The following is a 19,046-nucleotide window of genomic DNA, read 5'->3' as shown; positions in this document are numbered from 1 at the left end:
GGGACTGTCGATCTTCGTGCCGTCGGACAGCACGGCGAAGTGGGCCAGCCCGAGGTCGATGCCGACGCTCTGGCCGGCGTGGGGCATCCGCTCCAGATCCACGGCCGGGTCGGTGTCGATCACGAAGGAGGCGAAGTACCGGCCCGCCGCGTCACGGATCACAGTGACGCTGGAGGGGACTGAGGGCAGGACACGCGACCATCGCACCCGCACCTCACCGATCTTCGGCAGCAGCAGTCGCCCGACCTCAGTGATCTTCCAGCGGGCGTTCGCGGTGAACCGGATCGACTGACGGGCATCCTTGCGCGACTTGAACCTCGGCGCACCCACCTTCGGCCCCGTGCGCTCCCCTTTGAGGGAGGCGAAGAAGTTGCGGTAGGCGGTCTCAACGTCCCGCAGCGACTGCTGCAGCACCACCGACGACACCTCGCCCAGCCAGTGCCGCTCACGGGTCTTCTTCGCCTCGGTGACCAGCGTCTTCGACAGCACCGCCGCAGTGACAAACGCCTCCCCCGCCGCCCGCGCCCGCTCCCGTGCTGCGATCGCGTCGTTGTACACCACCCGCGCGCACCCGAACGCCCGGGCCAGCGCGAGGCGCTGACCCGATGTCGGGTCGAGGCGGAAGGCATACCGAAGCCACACGACCCGGACGCTAACACCAGCCACTGACAACCCGGAGCGCGTCAGCTGAATCCAGCTCCGCCGCAACGATGCGGCGACGCTCCGCGTCGCCGCATTCAGATTCGCTTCACCACCGGCGTGAACGCCGGTGCACTGCGAATGAATCCCGGTAGCCGATGTCGATCGCGCGTACGGCGTCTCCGCCCTGCCGGGCGGCCAGGGTTCCGGCGAGGATGCCGGGGACGTAGTCGTAGCCGAACGCGGGCAGCAGCACCGACCCGGTTTCGCGGGCACGCGCGTGGCAGCCATCGCGCAGTGCGCGGACGAAGCCGACTTCGCCGGTGGAGTCGATGTAGTGGGCACCGGCGTCGGCGGCAGCCTGCGCCACCGGATGGCCGTAGCGTTCGAAGGGCCCGACCGTGGTGACAAGGACATCGCCGCGCTTGACGAGTTTGCGCACGCCGGCGGTGTCGCCGACGTCGGCGACCGCGTACTTAAGCCCGCCGTGCTGTGCGGCGAGGGCTGCCATGGCGCCGCGGTTGCGTCCGGCCACGACCGGTTTCAGGCCGCGACGCAGCATGGCGTCGAGCACCAGCGCTCCGGTGAATCCCGTGGCGTCGAGGAGGATGATGCGCCCGGTCATCGGGGCTTTTGTACGGAGAACTCGTTGCCGTCGGGGTCGAGCATGAGCACCCGGACGCCGTCGCCCTCGCCGATGTCGGTGCGCGTCGCGCCAAGCGAGACCAGGCGGCCGATCTCTGCCTCCCAGTCGGCGTCGGCGGGGAACGCCAGCTCGAAGTACAGCCTGTTCGTGCCTGTCTTCGGCGGCACCGGAGGACCACCCCAGGTGATCTTCGTACCGCCGTTCGGCGACTGGATCGCGGTCTCCTGGTCCTGGTCCCAGACCAGCGGCCACCGCAGCGCCTTGCTCCAGAAGTAACCGACCTCCTGCGTACCGTCGCAGGCCACCGCTCCAATGAAGCCGGTGTCGGCGAGGAACTTGTTGCCCTCCTCGATTACGCAGAACTCGTTGCCGTCTGGATCGGCGAGCACCACATGCCCCTCTTCGGGGAGTTGGCCCACGTCGATGTGTTTCCCGCCGAATTCCAGCGCCCTGGCCACCGTCTGCTGCTGATCCTCCGGGGAGGTGCTCGTCAGGTCGAAATGCGCCCGGTTCTGGCCGGTCTTCGGCTCCTGGCTCGGCAGGAAACGGATGCGGAACCCGCCGGGATCAGGGGGCAGGATCGCGACGTCGTCGTCCGGACCGTCGGCCAACTCCCAGCCCAGGATCCGGGACCAGAACCGCGCCAGGCCCGACGGCCGGCTCGCATTGAAGCAGATCGCGAACAGTTGACTGGTCATAGCCCGGGCATCTCCGCTCCACTGACGGCCGATACGGCGCCTCGCCCTCCCCGCGGGCGCAGCCTAGGGGTGGCCGTGCGGCACCCGCATCCCAGTTTCCGGCGGGGGAGCCCGGTCTCCCACAAGACGACGATCGTGCGGAACGGCACCATTGTCCACGGCACCGGCTGAGTCAGCCCGTCACGCCGGGGCGAGCCGGTTCACCCTCGGGGGTGCGCGGCGCGGGCGGTCAGGTCCAGGTCGAGGCGTCTGTTCCTGTCCAGTTCGAACCGGCAGCCGGGCCTCCTTGCGGCGCCGCTTGTTCAACCGGCGCTTGGCGGACGGGGTGTTCTTGCGCTGGAGTCCGGTCCGCAGGGTGCGCTCGCGCGCCCGCCCCCGGTTCAGTGCGCGCCCGGCCATGATCTGGCCGTCCGAGGTGGTGGCGATGTTCACGATCCCCAGATCAATCCCCAAGAACTCCTCTGCATCGGCCTGGCGTTGCTGCTCGGGGTCCTCGCAGGTGGCGTTCAAAAACCACATGCCGTCCCGGAACAGCAGATCCGACTCACCCTTGCGGTACAGGGCGAGCCGGGCCAGGTGCTCGGGGGAGGCGGTGAACGCCACCGCCTTCGTCCGTCCCTACAGGGTCCACCGGGAGACCGTGCGGTCGACGATCTGCCAGGACGGCATCCGGTCGTCGTAGGGTTGCGCACCATCGGGGCGGAAGGTCACCGGCTTCTCGGCGGCCCGCCGGGCGTGCAGGGTTGCCTCAAGTGCCGCCGCCTGCACGGGCGTCGGCAGCAGCTTCACCTGCACCACCAGCTTCATCTGTGCGACGCCACCCGCCCTCCGGATCACCGGCATGCGAACACCGAGATCTCACCGGACCCTCCGGGCCCATGTGTTGGCCGCGCTCTGCGCTGCACGGCACGGCGGCGCTCCGCGCCGCCCAGCCCAGGATGCGATTCCTCCCGGGCGTGAATGCTTGGGGCTCCTCGCAAGATCATGCTGAAGCGTCTCTGATCTCTCCGGCAAGGGGCGGAAGGTCAGCGGGCCTGCCATCGAGGCGTGCGCTTCTCCAGGAAGGAGCGGGGCCCTTCTGTGGCGTCGTCACTGTGCATACGGCGTTCCTCCCACACGTAGCGAGTGGCGAATGCCTGCTCCAACGGAAGGTCGACGGAGGCCAGCGCGGCCTCTTTGACGGCACGGACGGCCAGCGGGGCGCAGCGCAGGATGTCCTCGACCCAGCCGTCGACACACGTGTCCAGCTCTTCGGCGGGAACGACCGAGTTGACCAGCCCCAGTTCATACGCCCGGGCCGCGCTCATCCTGCGGCCCGTCATGAGGTGACCGAGCGCGACACGGAGCGGAGCCTGCCGAGTGAGGCGGAATACTCCGCCGGCGCCGGCTATCAGGCCCATCCGCGCTTCGGGGAGCCCGAACTCGGCGTGCTCGGCGGCAACGATCACGTCGCAGGCCAGTGCCAGCTCGAACCCACCGCCCAACGCGTATCCGTGGACGCGTGCCACCACCGGCTTGGCCATGCGAAACCGCTCGGTCAGCCGCGGCCAGCCCGGTTTGCCACGGCTCCCGAATGTCGAGGGCTCGGCAATTCCCTCCCTGGTGCGCCGCTCCAGTTCCTTGAGGTCCTGGCCGACGGAGAAAGCCCGGTCGCCGGTACCGGACAGCACCGCGACCCACATATCGTCATCGTTCTCGAAGTCGTCCCAGATCTCGGTGAGTTGCTCATGCATGGCCAGGTTCATCGCATTGAGCACCGCCGGGCGATTGAGCGTAATGCGGGCCACATGTCCGCTCTTCTCGTAAACGACTGCCGACGTCATACCTGCCTCGTCCGGAAAGGGAGAAGAACTCGGTGCGGGAACTACGCGCTGAGCGCCCCGTCGCCTTCGCCGAGGGCGTGCATCTCCTCGACCTGCCGCACCAGATCGTCGGCCAGCCACCGCCACATCCCGGCGTATCCCTGAGCGAGCTGCGCCACCGACTCCTTGCAGTGCGTGGGCACCGTCTCGGTGATCTTCTGCCGGTCCTGGGTGACCAGTGCGCAGGCGTCGAGCAGGCGCAGGAGGGAGCGCCCCGAGGCGTTGTGGCGCAGCGAAGGGTCGCGGGCCAGCATGGTGATGAGCTTCCTGATGTCCTCCAGGGCCATGCCCGGGGTCTTCTCACCGGCGCGGGCCCGCTGCCCTGTGGCAGGGAGCCGGGTGATGGTGGCCCCGGTCAACGGCGCCTGGACCAGGACCATTTCCGCCGCCGACGTGTGGTGCGCGGTCTCTGCGGCCTGAGCCGTGCGACCCCGTGCGCCGCTCGGTACCGGGCTCTCGCCGCGCTGGATCCGGTTGCGCACGTCCGCGACGGTCGCCGGGGCCAGCCCCACCTCCGCTGCGATCTGCCTCAGGGAGAAGCTGGGATTGCTCCGGATCAGCTCACCGGCTCGTTCCCGTCTGCGTGCGGAGTCGACGGGCCGGACCCGGCCGTCCCGCCCGACCCTGCAGTCGGACTGCGGCAGCACCAGCTCCTTGCGCAGACGCGCGATCTTCTTCGGGGAGAGGCCGGTGACCGCCGCGACGGCCCGGTCGGACCACTGGGGATGCGCGGCGAAGATGCGCATCGCGGCAGCGGCGCGGTCGGTCGTGGACAGAGGGCGCCCGTGCGTGATGTTGGCTGCCACCGCCAGGAGCCGGGCGTCCTCCTGATCCCCCTCGAAGAAGCGCGCCGCGATGTGCTCAGCCCCCAGGAGCTCGACCACGCGCAACCGGTGGGCGCCGTCGATGACGGTCATGCTCGCGCGGTGTACGAGGATCGGCGGGAGCTCCTCGGCGGTCTCGGCGAGGAGCCGGATGTGATCGGCGTCCTCACCGTGCACCCGTGGAGAGAAGCCCGTCTGGAGAAGCCTCACCGGAACTTGCTCAACGGGCAGTTCTTTGAGGATGGATTGCAGTTTTTCCAAATATTCCGAGTCTGCTGGGTCCATGGCCATTCCCGTCGTACGAAGCCAATCCGATCCACGAATGGTCGAGTTCACTGCCATCCGTGGTCGTCCAGGTTGGCCAGAGTCGTATTCGAGTAGGCGGCCTGCGCATGAACTTCCAGAGCTCGGGAGTTGGCGTTCTCGCTCTGTGCGGGAATTCCGGCCGCCATCGCAAGAGCACCGGCCAGGACCATGTTTCCAAGGACGCTGCGCAGAATCGTACGGAACATTGGGTTCCCTTTCTCCGTGACTGGGTCTCGCCGACAAGAAAGAGATTGGCGTCGGCCCAAGGAGAAGGAAAGTGGGGAGGCGGGAGGTAAACCGGCCATGACCTACTCCGTCCATCCCAGTCCCGGGGGCGGATCCGTCTGGAGGTCAGGTCGGAACAAGGGGACCTCGGCGCGCGTCGGTTCCCAAGCCTGCAGCTCCGCCACCGTGGAGCTGGCATGGCCCCACAGGGAGAGGGCCGCGGTCTCGGCCTCCTCCAGTGAGCCGGCCTGCACGTAGAAGCCGACGACCGGGTCAGGGAATGCGCCCGGGTGCACGCTCACATGCTCGAAGCCGTCTCGGTCGGTGCAGGATCGGGCGATGGACTCCGCGGCTGAGGGGGGCATTTCTGCAGCCGGCCAACGCGGCCGGAGAGATATGTGCACGAGAAACATAGATGTCATTGCCATCCGAATACCTGGTTCCGGACGATGTGATTCCGCAGTCACCGGGGCCGGTCCCGGCGCCGTCTGCGAGCCCTGACAGTACACAGGTGGGCCATCTGGGTAAATATGAATCAACTCTGTTCAACTCGGGCAGCTTCTTGCCCCGCCGTATCGTGAACAAATAGGATCACTTGATCGGTCGGGTGTGTCTTGAAATGCGTCGGGGCGGGGGCGGCATGGTTGACGCGGGGGCGATCCATTCAGGTGCTCTGGGCTCGCTCGGCTTAGAGCCGCTCCTCGAGTCCGTCTACATCGCTCTGCTCGAGGGAACAAATGGCGTGGCCGGTATCTGTGGCAGGCTGGACCTGCCGGAACAGGTCGTCCGGGGGGCCCTCGACCGCCTCAGTGAGTTGGCCCTCGTACGCCCCTCGGCCGATTCCCCCCATCGCCTGTACGCGGTCAGCCCGCACGTGGGCATGGAGATCCTGATCGCTCAACAGCGCTCCGAAGTCGCCGCGCAGCAGCAGAGGTTGGAATCAGCGCAAGCCGCGGCGGCCAGGTTCATCCTTGACTACGACGGACGTCAGGCTCCCGGCAGCTCCGAAGCCGAGGTCAAGTACCTGGCAGGGCTGGACGCCATCCGTGACCATCTGACCGTTCTCAATGAGCAAGTGGCCGAAGAACTCCTCACGTTCGCGCCCGGCGGCCCGCAGAAGCCGGAGAACATGCGGGCATCCCGGCCGCTCAACCAGCAACTGCTCGGACGCGGTGTCCAGATGCGCACGATCTACCTGGACAGCATTCGGCATGACCGGCCGACGATGGATCACGCGCACTGGCTGACCGAACAGGGGTGTGAGGTGCGCACCGTCCCGTCGCTGCCGAACCGGATGATCATCTACGACCGCAAATTCGTGATGATCGCCTCCAATGCCGACGATACCGCCGCCGGAGCCGTTCAGGTGAGTTCGCCGGGGATGGTCACCGTGCTGCACAGCCTGTTCGAGAGCGTGTGGCAGTCCGCCGAGCCGCTCAAGGCACCACAGCACGCAGGTCCTGGAGAGCTGACCGGTCAACAGGCCGAGGCGCTCCGGCTGCTGGCACTCGGCCACACCGACGAGGCCATCGGCAAGCGTCTTGGGGTGTCACCGCGTACAGCCCGCCGGATCGCCTCCAGCCTCATGGCCCACCTGGGCGCGCGGAGCCGCTTCCAGGCAGGAGTGATCGCCATACAGCAGGGATTCCTCCCTTCCGGCGCCGACTGAGGGGCCGGTGCTGCGTTCTCGGCCGGCGGGCGTGCCAGGGTGCCCTCGCCGAAGGTGGTGTCCCTCACGTGGTGCAGGGCCTCGATCTGCCAGTGCGAGCGGATCATCTTCGCGAGCTGGGCAGGTTGTTCACCGTGCACACCTGGATGTCACGGACATCCGGCAGATGGACTGTGCGGCCGCCGGCCCCGGCCGCCCCGCGCAGGCTCTTGATCCTGGAGGCTCGTGCCCGCCCCACGCTCCGGGCCCACGTCGGGACAGCCCACTCGGGCGCCCACGCCCGGTGTCCAAGTGATTCCGGGATTCGCTTGTACATGTCGTCGCGCATGCCCGGCCCGCTCCGCCCCGCCGGCCCGGTATCTGGCCAGTCGAATAGGTATTCAAGTGCCATGAAAACCGGCTGCGTTGACGCTCCCAGTCGGTTCTGGTCTGGTGGTGCATCACAGCAAGAGATCTCCATCAGCGGTAATTCGTAGGCCGTGGAGAACTTTTCAGAGCTGGGGTTCCCGCTTTCCTGCGATTGCAGAGAACCGCCTCGGACATGATGTGGAGTCGAACCAGATGCGCGATGTGCTTTCCCTCCACGGGCGGTTCCGTCAGCAGGCCGGGCGTACTCCGGACGCGGTGGCGGTGCGTTCCGCGGGGCGTGAGCTGACGTATCGGGCGTTGGATCAGCGGTCCGATGCGCTGGCGCGTGTCCTGATCGGTCTGGGAGTGGGCCGGGAGGCGCCGGTCGCGGTGCTGACCGACCGCAGCGTGGATGGCACGGTGGCGCTCTTGGGCGTTCTCAAAGCCGGTGGCTGCTACGTGCCCCTGCACACGGGGTTTCCGACCGGGCGCATGGAATGGATCATCCGCCGGACCGGCGCACGGGTCCTGCTGACCGATGCGGTGATGGCCGCTCAGCGCCTGCCCGAGGGCGATGTCACCGTCGTGCGGGTGGACGGGCCGGCAGGCGTCGAGGCCGAGCCTGGGCCGGTCGAGGTGGTGTGCGCGCCGGACCAGCTGGCGTACGTGATGTTCACCTCCGGCTCCACCGGGATGCCCAAGGGCGTCGCCGTCAGCCACCGCAATGTGCTGGATCTGGTGGACGACGCGCTGTTCGACACCGGGCATCACGACCGGGTCCTGATGATCGCCCCGTATGCGTTCGACGCTTCGCTGCACGGCCTGTGGATGCCTCTGCTGCGCGGCACCACCTCGGTCGTGGCCGCAGCCGACGACGTGTCCGCGCCCCGGCTGCGAGAGTTGTTCGACACAGAGAAGATCACCAGTGTGGAGATGACCGCCGGTCTGCTGCGGACCATCGCCGAGGCCGCGCCAGAAACCTTCCGCGGGCTGCGCGAAGTGTCCACGGGCGGCGACATCATCTCCCCGGTCGCGGTGCGGCGGATCCTTGAGTCCTGTCCTGGCACGGTGGTACGCGCCACGTACGGCCCCACCGAGACCACGCTGTATGCCACCCAGCATGCCTACACCGACGCGGCCCAGGTCGCCGACCGGGTCCCCATCGGCCGCCCGCTGGACGGCATGCGCACCTACGTCCTGGACGAGCAGCTGACCCCGGTCCCGGTCGGCACCCCCGGTGAGCTGTACATCGCGGGGGCCGGACTGGCCCGCGGCTACCTTCATCGCGCCGGCCGTACCGCCGAGTGCTTCGTCCCCGACCCGCACGGGCCGGCCGGCAGCCGCATGTACCGCTCGGGCGACCTCGTGCGCCGGAACCGGGACGGCATGCTCGACTTCCTCGGCCGTGCCGACGATCAGGTCAAGATCCGCGGTTTCCGCGTCGAGCCGGGCGAGATCGAAACCGTCCTGTCGGCGTTCCCGGGGCTCACCCAGGTCGTGGTCACGGCCCGGGAGGCCGAGGGCGACAAGCGTTTGGTGGCCTACTTCGTCGGCGACAGGGCCATCGACGTCGGCGCACTGCGCGACCACACCGCGGCCGCCCTGCCCGACTACATGATCCCCGCCGCTTTCGTGGCCCTGGACGCCTTCCCCCTCACCTCCAACGGGAAGGTCGACTACCGGGCCCTGCCCGCACCGCAATTCACCGCGACCGCCACCTACCGCGCTCCGCGCACCGCTGACGAGGAAAAGCTCTGTGCGCTCTTCGCGAAGGTCCTCGGTACCGAGCGGGTCGGCATCGACGACAGCTTCTTCGACCTCGGCGGCCACTCCCTGCGTGCCACCCGGCTGATCGGTGAGCTCCGGACCGCTTTCGACGCGGACGTGTCGATCCGGCAGTTCTTCGGTGCCCCGACGGTTGCCGCACTGCTTCATCTCCTGCGTGCTCAGGGCCCGCAGGCCCGGCGCCCGATGCTCGCCCGGAGCGGGCGCCCCGCCCGCGTCCCGCTGTCCACCGCCCAGCACCGGATGTGGTTCCTGGAACAGTGGGACGGCCCCTCCCCGCTCTACAACCTGCCCGTCGTCCTGCGGCTCAGCGGCGACCTGGACCGGGACGCGCTCGAGGAGGCGGTCCGGGACGTGACCGTCCGGCACGAGAGCCTGCGCACCGTCGTGGGGGAGGAGGCCGGAGTGCCGTACCAGGTGGTGCTCGACCCGGCCGACCTGCACCTCGTCCTGCCCGTCAGGGCCGTCGACGAGGGCGAGCTCGACACCGCGGTACGCGAGGCCGGCCGCCGGCCGTTCGACCTGATGGCCGATCCGCCCTTGCGTGCCGAACTGTTCGTCCTGGACGAGCGCGAGCACGTGCTGGTGCTGACGCTGCATCACATCGCCTCGGACGGATGGTCCAAGGCACCACTCAGCCGTGACCTGGCAACTGCCTACGCAGCCAGGCATTCCGGCGAAGCCCCGGCGTGGCGCGAACTTCCCCTGCAATACGCGGACTACACGCTGTGGCAGCAGACGCTCCTCAGCGACCCGGACTCCCCTGACAGTCTCGCCGGGCGTCAGCTCGCGTACTGGAAGGACGCCCTGGCCGGCGCCCCGGACGAGCTGACCCTGCCGTTCGACCGACCGCGTCCCGCGGACAGCCATCACGAAGGCGCGGCCCTCCCGCTCCGGCTCGATGCCGAACTCCAGGCGGCAATCGCCGCGTTGGCGCGCACACACGACGCCACACCGTTCATGGTGCTCCAAGCCGGACTCGCGATGCTGCTGCACCAGCTCGGTGCCGGAGCGGACATCCCCCTGGGGAGCGTGGTGGCCGGGCGCGGTGACGCGGCACTCGACGACCTGGTCGGCTTCTTCGTCAACACGGTCGTCCTGCGCACCGACCTGTCAGGAAACCCCTCCTTCACCGAACTGCTCGCCCGGGTGCGGGAGACCGCCCTGGCCGTGTACTCCCACCAAGACGTGCCCTTCGAACAGGTCGTCGGGGCCCTCAATCCGGCCCGTTCGCTCTCCCGGCACCCGCTGTTCCAAGTCATGCTCGTCCTGCAGAACGTCACCGGCTACGAGTTCCAGATGCCCGGCCTCGATGTCTCGGTCGTCGAGGAGGCCACGTCGACCTCGAAGTTCGACCTGCTCATCAGCGTCACCGAGCAGTACGACGACGAGCGGCGCCCCGCCGGTATCACCGGCTACATCGAGTACGACACCGCCCTGTTCGACGCATCGACGGTCGAGCGGATCGGTGAGCGCTTCGCCGCGTTGCTCGCGACAGTCGTGGCCGACCCCGGATGCCGGGTCTTCACCCCCGACGAAGGGGACGCCGTACCGGCCTGATCGGTGCCGGAAACAATGCGTTTCGCAACACCGATGCGACGGCGCGGGAAAGCACTTGGACGACATTGGCAAGCGCGAGTGATCGTGTGATGCTGAGGCCCCTAATCAGCCTCAATTCATCGGAATTCAGGGGATTTTCATGCCAGGAAACACCGCTACCACCGACACCCCTTCGCGGGATTGGCTGGAAATGGCAGAGCTGCACGGCAGTGTTTCCGAACCGGTGCTCGACACCATGAACTTCCTCAATGAGGTGACCCATCGATACCCGGACGCGATTTCGTTCGCACCAGGACGGCCATACGACGGATTCTTCGACACCGATCAGGTCATCGCCCATATCCGCCGGTACATGGACCACTTGGCGCAGCAGGGCGGCTCGCCGGACGACATCCGCACCGCGCTGTACCAGTACGGGCCGACAGCGGGGCTGATCCGCGGCATCATCGCCGACTCGCTGCGGGCGGACGAGGACACCGATGTGCCGGCCGAGTCCATCGTGGTGACCGTCGGCGCCCAGGAGGCCATGCTTTTGGTGCTGCGCGCGCTCATGGCCGGCCCCGACGACGTGCTGCTGGTCTCCAGCCCCTGCTATGTCGGGATCACCGGGGCCGCCCGGCTGCTCGACGTGCGCGTGCGCCCGGTGGAGGAGCGCGAGAACGGGTTCTGCGCCGCCGATCTGGAGGCCGCGGTGCGGGAGGAGCTGGCGAACGGCCGCCGCCCGCGGGCGTTCTACGTGGTGCCCGACCACTCCAACCCCTCCGGCACCACGATGGCGACCGAGGCCCGCGAGGACCTGCTCAAGCTCGCCGAGCGGTACGACTTCCTGGTTCTGGAGGACAGCCCGTACCGACTGGTGAGCCCGGGCACACCGCTGCCGACCCTGAAGTCCCGGGACCGGGCGCGCCGGGTGGTGCATCTGGGCTCGTACTCCAAGACGGTCTTTCCCGGCGCCCGAGTCGGATTCGTCGTCGCCGACCAGCGCGTCCGTGACGCCAGGGGCGGCGAGCATCTGCTGGCCGACGAGCTCGCCAAGATCAAGAGCATGGTCACCGTCAACACCTCGTCACTGAGCCAGGCGGCCGTGGCCGGCGCGCTGCTCGGTGCCCAGGGCCGGCTGTCGCAGCTGAACACCCGGGCAGCCGCCCACTACGGCGACGCGATGCGGGAGATGCTGCGCCAGCTCCACGCCCGGCTGCCCGCCGACCGCCGCGCCCTTCTCGGCGTGAGCTGGAACGAGCCGACCGGTGGCTTCTTCCTCACCATGCGGGTCCCGTTCCGGGTCGACAACGCCCAACTGGTCATATCCGCACAGGACTTCGGCGTGATCTGGACGCCGATGAAGCACTTCTATCCCGGCGCCGGAGGCCACCACGGCATCCGGCTGTCCACCAGTTATCTGACACCTGCCGAGATCGAAGAGGGCACCGCGAGGCTCGCCCGCTTCGTCGAGGCACAGAGCACGGCGCTGTGACCAGCAGTGCCGGCAGCGCAATTCTCAGCGAGAGAGGACATGCACGTGTCCGGACCAACTCGGCATCAACGACCGCGGAGCAAGCCGCGTATGTGGGGGTGGACGTTCCGATGACCCTGGCAGCCGAGCTGCGGCCCCGCGCCCTCGGCGTGGGCACGGCGGTGACGCCCACGTCGTACACCCAGCAGGAGGTGCTCGACACCTTCGAGATCACCGACCCCAAGATCCGTTCGGTCTTCCTCAACAGCGCCATCGAGCGCCGCCACCTGACACTCCCACCGTCGGACGGTGCGGGCGGCCGCGTCCACGAGCCGCAGGGCGACCTGCTCGACAAGCACAAGGCCATGGCCATCGAGATGGGCGCCGAGGCGTTGCGCGCCTGCCTCAAACGGGCCGGGGCCGAACTCTCCGATCTGCGTCACCTGTGCTGCGTGACGTCCACCGGACTCCTCACCCCAGGACTGAGCGCCCTGCTCATCAAGGAACTCGACATCGACCGGCACTGCAGCCGCTCCGACATCGTGGGCATGGGGTGCAACGCCGGCCTCAACGCCCTGGGCGTGGTCTCCGGCTGGGCCGCCGCCCACCCGGGCGAACTCGCCGTCGTGCTCTGCACGGAAGCCTGCTCCGCCGCCTACACCATGGACTCCACGATGCGCACCGCCGTGGTCAACAGCCTCTTCGGCGACGGCGCCGCCGCGATAGCGATCCGCTCGGGCTCGGCTCCCAACGATGCACCCGTCCCCGAGGGCCCCAGGATCCTGAAGTTCGCCAGCTGCCTCATCCCGGACGCCGTCGACGCCATGCGCTACGACTGGGACCGGGACCAGGGCCGCTTCAGTTTCTACCTGGACCCGCAGGTCCCCTACGTGGTCGGCGCCCACGCTGAGCCGGCCGTGGACCGGCTGCTGGCGGACACCGGCCTGCGCCGCAGCGATATCGCCCACTGGCTGGTGCACTCCGGCGGCAAGAAGGTCATCGACGCCGTCGCGCTCAACCTCGGGCTGACCCGGCACGACGTACGGCACACCGTCGGTGTGCTGCGCGACTACGGAAACGTGTCGAGCGGCTCGTTCCTGTTCTCCTACGAACGGCTCCTGGACGAGGCAGTCGCCCAGCCCGGCGAGTACGGCGTGCTGATGACCATGGGGCCGGGTTCAACGATCGAAACGGCGCTGGTTCAGTGGTGAATGCGGAGGGCGTCGTGACTCCACCCACGCGTCAACGCGCGGGCTTCCTGGAGCGCCGGCTAAGCAGCGTCGCAGAGGACCAGCTTGGCCCTGTCGAGGACGTTCGTCGCGCCGACGTGGTCCGCGTTCGCGGTGAAGCCGCACGCCGTGCATCTGAACTGCGCTTGGGTGACGCGGTTCTTGGCGCTGAGATGCCCGCATTCGAGGCACGTGCGGGAGGTGCTGCGGGCGTCCACCGCGATCACGAGGCGACCGGCACTCTCAGCCTTGTTCGCCAGGACCGTCAGGAACTGTCCCCAACCCGCGTCGAGGATGCTGCGGTTGAGCCCGGCCTTGGCGGCGGCGCCGTTCGGGAGGAACGCGCCGCCGCCTGCGGGGTCGGGCTTGGGCGCGGGCGCCTTGGTCATGCCCGCCGTGTTCAGCCGCTCGTGCGCGATCGTGTCGTGGTCGCGGATCAGCGCGCGGGCGGTCTTGTGGTGGAAGTCGAGCCGCTGGCGCCTGACCTTGGCGTACAGCGTGGCGACCTTGCGCGCGGCGGCGCGGTGCTTCTTGGTGCGCTGCCGGGCGCGCTGGGGAAACATCGCGAGGTGCCGCTCGCGACGTACGAGGCCGACGACTTCGGGTCATGCTTGACGAACAGGTGGACGTGGTCAGGCATCACTTCGAGCGCCACGATCTCCCACCCCCGTTCGTCGACCTTGGCCCGGATCAGCTCGTCCACACGTGCCGCGACCCGTCCGCCGAGGACCGGACGGCGGTACTTCGGGCACCACACCACGTGCAGCCCGAGTTCGTACACGCCACCGGAAAACCGGCGAACCATCCTGGCCACAGCCACACGGCGAACATGCACACGGCGCCGATCTACCACGTCCTGGTCCCCTGAATCTCACACGTACATCTGAGGTGGCAGCCCCGGCTATGCCGGGCCGGCCCCCAGAGGGGACCTTCGATTCCCCCACCGGTTGAAGCCGGTGGTCCCCTCGAAGGAGAACTGATGGAAGAAGCACTGACTCTGGTGATCGACGGCACCGAGCCGCCGTCGGCGGCGACGGTGCAGGCCGTGCACGCGGTCTGCGACGCGGCCGAGGACCGGGCCGGTTGCGGTGTCGTGGTCGTGCAGGTCGGCGGTGTCCCGGCCGAGGGGTGGACCAGCGGCCTCGACGTGATGAAGGTCAGCAAGTGGGAACGGGCGCTGCGCCGACTGGAACGGGTTGCGCGCGCCACCGTGGCGGTGGCCTCCGGCGACTGCGGCGGCGCGGCCCTTGATGCCTTCCTCGCCTGCGACATCCGCGTGGTCACGCCCGGTACCCGGCTGCTGGTGCCCAGGGACGCCACGGCGACCTGGCCCGGGATGGCCGGATACCGGCTCGTCCAACTGGCCGGGGCTGCCCGGGTTCGCCGCGCGCTGCTGTTCGGACTGCCCATCGAGGCCCCCGAGGCGCTGCGGATCGGCGTCGCCGACGAGCTGACCGACGACCCCGCCGGCGTGCTCGCGGCTGCCGCGGAGCTGGTCGGCGCACTGGCGGGCGAGGAAATAGCCATCCGCCGGCAGTTGCACTTCGACGCCGCGACGAACAGCTTCGAGGAGGCCCTCGGCCCGCACCTGGCCGCGTGCGACCGGGTGCTGCGGGCGCCCGTGGAGGTGGCGTCATGAGCATTCCGGTCTGGTCGACACTGCAGGCAGCGGCCGCGCACGTCGACAAGATGGTGGCAGCGCTGCCGGAGCCCGGATCACGGCTGCCCGAGGAACGGGCGGAGCTCGCCGCGGTCAAGGACACCGCGCGGGTGCTGCGGATGCGCTTCCTGGAGACGCACGCCGACGCCGTGTACGACCGTCTGACGGACGGCCGCACCAAGGGACTGCGGATCGCGGAGCTCCTCGAAGCCGCCGCGGCCCAGTTCCCCGCGCTGGTGCCGACGGCCGAGCAGCTCGCCGCCGACCGCGGCCGGCGGCAGGCGGACAAAGAGGGGTACGAGATCGACCAGGGCATCTTCCTGCGAGCCGTGCTCGGGTCCCCCCGGGCCGGTGCGCACCTGCTCGACACGATGCTCCGGCCCACCCCCCGGGCGCTGCAGCTGCTGCCCGAGTTCCTCCGCACCGGCGTCCTCGAGACGAAGTCGGTCCGGCTGGAGCGGCGAGACGGCGCGGCGTACCTCACGATGCACCGGGACGACTGCCTGAACGCCGAGGACGACCAGCAGGTCGACGACATGGAGACCGCCGTCGACGTGGCGCTCCTCGATCCGGCGGTGAAGGTGGGCGTGCTGCGCGGCGGCACCATGACCCACCCCCGCTACCGGGGCCGGCGGGTGTTCAGCGCGGGCATCAACCTCAAGAGCCTGCACGCCGGGGACATCTCGCTGGTCGGGTTCCTGCTGCTGCGCGAACTCGGGTACATCCACAAACTCGTGCGGGGGATACGGACCGAGGACGCACCCTGGCACTCGCGCACGGTCGAGAAGCCGTGGGTGGCGGCCGTCGAGACCTTCGCCATCGGCGGCGGCACACAGCTGCTGCTCGCCTTCGACCACGTCCTCGCCGCGTCGGACGCCTACCTCAGCCTGCCCGCCGCCCGGGAGGGCATCGTGCCCGGGGCCGGCAACTTCCGGCTCGGCCGGCACACCGGGCCCCGGATCTCCCGGCAGGTCATTTTGCAGGGCCGCCGGATCCAGGCCACCGAGCCGGATGCCCGGCTGCTGATCGACGAGGTGGTGGAGCCCGACGAGATCGATGCGGCCGTGGCGCGCACCGTCGACCGGCTGCGCAGCCCGGCGGTCGTACCCAACCGGAAGATGCTGAACCTGGCCGAGGAGCCGATGGACGAATTCCGCCGCTACATGGCCGAGTTCGCACTCCAGCAGGCCCTGCGCCTGTACGGCGAGGACGTCATCAGCAAGGTGGGCCGGTTCGCGGAGAAGGTCTAGGCATGCCCCTGCGCGCCGACCAGAGTCTTTCTGAGTGGAAAGAGGTTGACCCGATCATGGTTCGCTCCAAGGCGGGGGAGTGCGGTGCCACCATCTGGCTGACCGGCCTGCCGAGTGCGGGCAAGACGACCGTGGCGCGCGCCCTCGCCGGGCGCCTGCGCACGGAAGGCCACCGCGTCGAGGTGCTCGACGGCGACGAGATCCGCCGCTTCCTGTCGGCGGGCCTCGGCTTCAGCCGCGAGGACCGCCACACGAACGTGCAGCGCATCGGCCTGGTCGCCGAAGTCCTCGCCCGCAACGGCGTGTTCGCCGTGGTGCCCGTCATCGCCCCGTACGCGGACAGCCGCGAGGCCGTGCGCAAACGGCATGCCTCCAGCGACACCCCGTACGTCGAGGTGCATGTGGCCACACCGGTCGAAGTGTGCAGCGAACGTGACGTGAAGGGCCTGTACGCCCGTCAGGCCGCGGGCGCGCTGAAGGGCCTGACCGGCGTCGACGACCCGTACGAGCCGCCCGTCTGCCCCGAGGTGTCTCTGCAGACGCAGCACCAGACACCGCAGGAGTCCGCGGACGCGGTGCACGCGGCGCTCGCCGAGAGGGGGCTGCTGTGAACGAATCTCCTTACGCACTGAGCCACTTGGACGCCCTGGAGTCCGAGGCGGTGCACATCTTCCGCGAGGTGGCGGGCGAGTTCGAGCGCCCGGTGATCCTGTTCTCCGGCGGCAAGGACTCCATCGTCATGCTGCATCTGGCGATGAAGGCGTTCGCGCCGGCGCCGGTGCCGTTCGGGCTGCTGCATGTGGACACAGGGCACAACTTCCCCGAGGTCCTCGACCACCGAGACCGTGTGGTGGCCACCCATGGGCTCACGCTCCATGTGGCCTCCGTACAGGACTACATAGACCGGGGTGTGCTGCGCGAACGCCCGGACGGGACGCGTAACCCGCTGCAGACGGTGCCGCTGACGCAGGCCATCCAGGACCAGCGGTTCGACGCCGTGTTCGGCGGCGGGCGCCGCGACGAGGAGAAGGCCCGGGCCAAGGAGCGGGTGTTCTCGCTGCGCGACGAGTTCTCGCAGTGGGACCCGCGCCGCCAGCGCCCGGAGCTGTGGCAGCTGTACAACGGGCGCCACGCCCCCGGGGAACACGTCCGCGTCTTTCCGCTGAGCAACTGGACCGAGCTGGACGTGTGGCAGTACATCGCCCGCGAGCGCATCGAGCTGCCGTCGATCTACTTCGCCCACCGGCGCGAGGTGTTCAGCCGGAACGGCATGTGGCTGACGGCCGGTGAGTGGGGCGGCCCGAAGGACGGCGAGATCCCCGAGAAGCGGCAGGTGCGCTACCGCACCGTCGGCGACATGTCCTGCACCGGCGCCGTCGACTCCGACGCGCAGACGCTGGAGCAGGTCATCGCCGAGATCGCCGCATCGCGCCTGACCGAGCGGGGCGCCACGCGCGCCGACGACAAGCTCTCCGAAGCCGCGATGGAAGACCGCAAGCGCGAAGGGTACTTCTGACGATGATCAGCACCACACAACATCCGGCGGCGACCACGCTGCTGCGCTTCGCCACCGCGGGCTCCGTCGACGACGGCAAGTCGACGCTGGTGGGCCGGCTGCTGCACGACTCCAAGTCGGTGCTGGCCGACCAACTGCAGGCCCTCGAGCACGCGTCCCGGAGCAGAGGCCAGGACACCCCTGACCTGGCGCTGCTCACCGACGGTCTGCGGGCCGAGCGGGAGCAGGGCATCACGATCGATGTCGCCTACCGCTACTTCGCCACGGCCCGCCGCCGGTTCATCCTCGCGGACACCCCCGGGCACGTGCAGTACACCCGCAACATGGTCACCGGCGCCTCCACCGCCGAGCTGACCGTGATCCTGGTCGACGCCCGCAACGGCGTCGTCGAGCAGACCCGCCGCCACGCGGCGATCGCCGCGCTGCTGCGGGTGCCGCTCGTCGTGCTGGCCGTGAACAAGATGGACCTCGTGGGCTACCGGGAGGAGACGTTCGCCGCCATCGCCGACGAACTCACCGCCTACGCCACGCAGCTGGGTGTGCCCGAGGTCACAGCGATCCCGATCTCGGCGCTCAAGGGCGACAACGTCGTGGAGCCCAGCCCGCACATGGACTGGTACGGCGGTCCCACCGTGCTGGAGCATCTGGAGTCCGTCCCGGTCGGTAACGCCCCGGCACAGTCCCCAGCGCGTTTTCCGGTGCAGTACGTCATCCGCCCGCAGAGCCCCGAGCACCCCGACCACCGCGGTTACGCCGGCCAGATCGCCGCCGGCTCCTTCCGCGTCGGCCAGGAGGTCACGGTCCTGCCGTCGGGCCGGACGACCACCATCACCGGCATCGACCTGCTCGGCGAGAGCGTCGACGCCGCCTGGACCCCGCAGTCGGTGTCGCTGCGACTGGCCGACCAGCTGGACGTCTCGCGCGGCGACCTCATCGCTCCGAGCGCCGCCGCGCCGTCCGTCACCCAGGACATCGAGGCGACCGTCTGCCATGTCGCGGACCGGCCGCTCACCCCGGGCGCCCGCGTACTGATCAAGCACGCCACCCGCACGGTCAAGGCGCTCGTCAAGGACATCCCGTCCCGGCTGGGCCTGGACGACCTGTCCCCGCATCCGGCGCCCGGCTCGCTTGCCGCCAATGACATCGGGCAGGTGGTGATCCGCACCGCCGAGGCGCTGCCCATCGACTGCTACGCCGATTCCCGCTGCACCGGATCGTTCCTTCTCATCGATCCGGCCGACGGCACCACGCTGACTGCCGGGATGGCCGGTCATGCCTTCGCCGAGCAGGCCACCGAGGCGCCGGCGGAGGACGACGAGGGGTGGGACTTTTGAACGTGTGCGGACGAGCACGCGGCCGTCGCCCCCGCTGATGTC

General features: G+C 69.1%; 19 protein-coding genes and 1 pseudogene. 9 read left to right on the top strand and 11 right to left on the bottom strand.

The annotated features are described in order from the left end of the window. The 9 genes from IEY95_RS45750 to IEY95_RS45715 form a co-directional block, all read right to left on the bottom strand. A partial coding sequence (locus IEY95_RS45750) for an RNA-guided endonuclease InsQ/TnpB family protein (protein ID WP_189192240.1) occupies nucleotides 1-642 on the bottom strand: 642 nt, incomplete at its 3' end. 106 nt (nucleotides 643-748) lie between these two features. Continuing rightward, the gene (locus IEY95_RS45745; protein ID WP_189192239.1) at nucleotides 749-1,264 is read right to left on the bottom strand and encodes a saccharopine dehydrogenase NADP-binding domain-containing protein; all 516 of its coding nucleotides are present in this window, start codon (nucleotides 1,262-1,264) and stop codon (nucleotides 749-751) included. After that, entirely contained in the window at nucleotides 1,261-1,983 is a 723-nt protein-coding gene (locus tag IEY95_RS45740) for a VOC family protein (protein ID WP_189192238.1), read from the bottom strand. The genes IEY95_RS45745 and IEY95_RS45740 overlap by 4 nt, the downstream gene beginning before the upstream one ends. A gap of 180 nt (nucleotides 1,984-2,163) precedes the next feature. After that, nucleotides 2,164-2,586 (bottom strand): transposase, encoded by a 423-nt coding sequence (locus IEY95_RS50525; RefSeq protein WP_308429423.1) that lies wholly within the window; start codon nucleotides 2,584-2,586, stop codon nucleotides 2,164-2,166. 15 nt (nucleotides 2,587-2,601) lie between these two features. Next, nucleotides 2,602-2,790: a hypothetical protein gene (locus IEY95_RS50520; protein ID WP_308429422.1), complete on the bottom strand. Its 189-nt coding sequence runs from the start codon at nucleotides 2,788-2,790 to the stop codon at nucleotides 2,602-2,604. A 218-nt stretch (nucleotides 2,791-3,008) separates the two neighbouring features. Further along, nucleotides 3,009-3,806, bottom strand: coding sequence for an enoyl-CoA-hydratase DpgD (gene dpgD / locus IEY95_RS45730; RefSeq protein ID WP_189192237.1), 798 nt, complete (start codon nucleotides 3,804-3,806; stop codon nucleotides 3,009-3,011). Between the two features lie 41 nt (nucleotides 3,807-3,847). Continuing rightward, nucleotides 3,848-4,954: a ParB N-terminal domain-containing protein gene (locus tag IEY95_RS45725; RefSeq protein ID WP_505994369.1), complete on the bottom strand. Its 1,107-nt coding sequence runs from the start codon at nucleotides 4,952-4,954 to the stop codon at nucleotides 3,848-3,850. A gap of 47 nt (nucleotides 4,955-5,001) precedes the next feature. After that, a complete protein-coding gene (locus tag IEY95_RS45720) occupies nucleotides 5,002-5,181 on the bottom strand; it encodes a hypothetical protein (protein WP_189192235.1) in 180 nt (59 codons plus the stop codon). A gap of 102 nt (nucleotides 5,182-5,283) precedes the next feature. Then, nucleotides 5,284-5,496: a hypothetical protein gene (locus IEY95_RS45715; RefSeq protein WP_229703811.1), complete on the bottom strand. Its 213-nt coding sequence runs from the start codon at nucleotides 5,494-5,496 to the stop codon at nucleotides 5,284-5,286. A 344-nt stretch (nucleotides 5,497-5,840) separates the two neighbouring features. On the opposite strand from IEY95_RS45715, the gene IEY95_RS45710 reads away from it, so the two are divergent. The 4 genes from IEY95_RS45710 (at nucleotide 5,841) to dpgA (ending at nucleotide 13,226) form a co-directional block, all read left to right on the top strand. Then, on the top strand, nucleotides 5,841-6,869 hold the full coding sequence (locus tag IEY95_RS45710; RefSeq protein ID WP_189192233.1) for a helix-turn-helix transcriptional regulator: 1,029 nt from the start codon (nucleotides 5,841-5,843) through the stop codon (nucleotides 6,867-6,869). A 561-nt stretch (nucleotides 6,870-7,430) separates the two neighbouring features. Beyond that, nucleotides 7,431-10,562, top strand: coding sequence for a non-ribosomal peptide synthetase (locus IEY95_RS45705; RefSeq protein WP_189192232.1), 3,132 nt, complete (start codon nucleotides 7,431-7,433; stop codon nucleotides 10,560-10,562). Nucleotides 10,563-10,752: 190 nt separating this feature from the next. Next, on the top strand, nucleotides 10,753-12,036 hold the full coding sequence (locus IEY95_RS45700) for an aminotransferase-like domain-containing protein (protein WP_229703810.1): 1,284 nt from the start codon (nucleotides 10,753-10,755) through the stop codon (nucleotides 12,034-12,036). A gap of 110 nt (nucleotides 12,037-12,146) precedes the next feature. Further along, complete coding sequence (gene dpgA, locus IEY95_RS45695; protein ID WP_189192231.1) at nucleotides 12,147-13,226, top strand: 3,5-dihydroxyphenylacetyl-CoA synthase DpgA; 1,080 nt, start codon at nucleotides 12,147-12,149, stop codon at nucleotides 13,224-13,226. Between the two features lie 59 nt (nucleotides 13,227-13,285). On the opposite strand, the gene IEY95_RS45690 is transcribed toward dpgA, so the two are convergent. After that, nucleotides 13,286-13,807, bottom strand: a complete 522-nt coding sequence (locus IEY95_RS45690; protein ID WP_373294679.1) for an RNA-guided endonuclease InsQ/TnpB family protein — start codon at nucleotides 13,805-13,807, stop codon at nucleotides 13,286-13,288. Between the two features lie 11 nt (nucleotides 13,808-13,818). Continuing rightward, nucleotides 13,819-14,049 (bottom strand): annotated as a pseudogene (tnpA, locus tag IEY95_RS45685) (IS200/IS605 family transposase); the annotation flags it as partial. A gap of 174 nt (nucleotides 14,050-14,223) precedes the next feature. Here tnpA and dpgB point away from each other — a divergent pair. The 5 genes from dpgB to IEY95_RS45660 are packed head-to-tail and all read left to right on the top strand — an operon-like array spanning nucleotide 14,224 to nucleotide 19,004. Continuing rightward, nucleotides 14,224-14,883 carry an enoyl-CoA-hydratase DpgB gene (gene dpgB / locus IEY95_RS45680; RefSeq protein WP_189192230.1) on the top strand — a complete coding sequence of 220 codons (660 nt, stop codon included), beginning with the start codon at nucleotides 14,224-14,226 and terminating at the stop codon, nucleotides 14,881-14,883. Then, nucleotides 14,880-16,154 carry a (3,5-dihydroxyphenyl)acetyl-CoA 1,2-dioxygenase DpgC gene (gene dpgC / locus IEY95_RS45675; RefSeq protein ID WP_189192229.1) on the top strand — a complete coding sequence of 425 codons (1,275 nt, stop codon included), beginning with the start codon at nucleotides 14,880-14,882 and terminating at the stop codon, nucleotides 16,152-16,154. The genes dpgB and dpgC overlap by 4 nt, the downstream gene beginning before the upstream one ends. A 56-nt stretch (nucleotides 16,155-16,210) precedes the next feature. Next, nucleotides 16,211-16,765, top strand: a complete 555-nt coding sequence (gene cysC / locus IEY95_RS45670; protein ID WP_189192228.1) for an adenylyl-sulfate kinase — start codon at nucleotides 16,211-16,213, stop codon at nucleotides 16,763-16,765. After that, nucleotides 16,762-17,670, top strand: a complete 909-nt coding sequence (gene cysD / locus IEY95_RS45665; protein ID WP_189192227.1) for a sulfate adenylyltransferase subunit CysD — start codon at nucleotides 16,762-16,764, stop codon at nucleotides 17,668-17,670. The genes cysC and cysD overlap by 4 nt, the downstream gene beginning before the upstream one ends. Before the next feature lie 2 nt (nucleotides 17,671-17,672). Then, complete coding sequence (locus IEY95_RS45660; RefSeq protein WP_189192226.1) at nucleotides 17,673-19,004, top strand: sulfate adenylyltransferase subunit 1; 1,332 nt, start codon at nucleotides 17,673-17,675, stop codon at nucleotides 19,002-19,004. The last annotated feature ends 42 nt before the right edge of the window (nucleotides 19,005-19,046 follow it).

Origin of the sequence: Streptomyces albiflavescens (genome assembly GCF_014645835.1) — a bacterium.
Taxonomy (GTDB): Bacteria; Actinomycetota; Actinomycetes; order Streptomycetales; family Streptomycetaceae; genus Streptomyces; species Streptomyces albiflavescens.
Note: the sequence above shows the minus strand (reverse complement) of the source record. Positions and strands in the feature narration are given on the sequence as shown.